This window comes from Streptomyces sp. MMG1121 (assembly GCF_001280015.1).
Classification (GTDB): domain Bacteria; phylum Actinomycetota; class Actinomycetes; order Streptomycetales; family Streptomycetaceae; genus Streptomyces.
Map to the genome: position 1 here is coordinate 1 of NZ_LGDV01000062.1, position 621 is coordinate 621.

At 68.9% G+C, this 621-nt stretch carries 1 protein-coding gene; it reads left to right on the plus strand.

Annotation, left to right across the window (positions count from 1 at the left end; all coding sequences use genetic code 11):
• The coding region (locus tag ADK64_RS07330; RefSeq protein ID WP_199829517.1) for a zinc ribbon domain-containing protein at nucleotides 1-621 on the plus strand (621 nt) is incomplete at both ends.

The window sequence follows — 621 nt, forward strand, 5'->3', positions numbered from 1 at the left end:
GGCCACGAGGTCTGGAACAAGCAACGCAAGGAAGAACGCCTCATCGACGTCGACGACGTCACCCTCGGCCACCGCACCACCATGACCCGCAACCCCAGCGACGAGTGGATCTGGTCCAACGAACCCGCACACGACCCGCTCATCACCAAGGAACTCTTCGAAGCCGCCCAGCAGGCCCGCCGACAACGCGCCCGCCCCTACCAGCAGCACGAACGCCCCAACCGGCGAAGCACCCGCCGCGCCTACATCCTGCGAGGACGAGTGAAATGCGCCCTGTGCGGACGCAAGATGCAGCCCTCGCCGATCCGCGACCGCGTCTACTACCGATGCGAGTACACGCAACAGGAAGCAGCCCTCTACCCCGGGCTCGACCACCCCCGCACCGTCAACCTGCGCGAAGACATCGTCTGCCGCGCACTCGACACCTGGATCGCCCGCGCCTTCACCCCCGAGCGGCTCACCGCCACCCTCACCGCACTCAGCCACGCCAGCATCGCGGCAAACGCCGCACAAGCCGACAGCCCCGAGCAGGCCCAGGCCCGCCAGGCGATCAAGGACTGCGAGCGGCGCCTCGCCCGCTACCAGGCCGCCCTCGACGCCGGAGCCGACCCAGCCATCGTC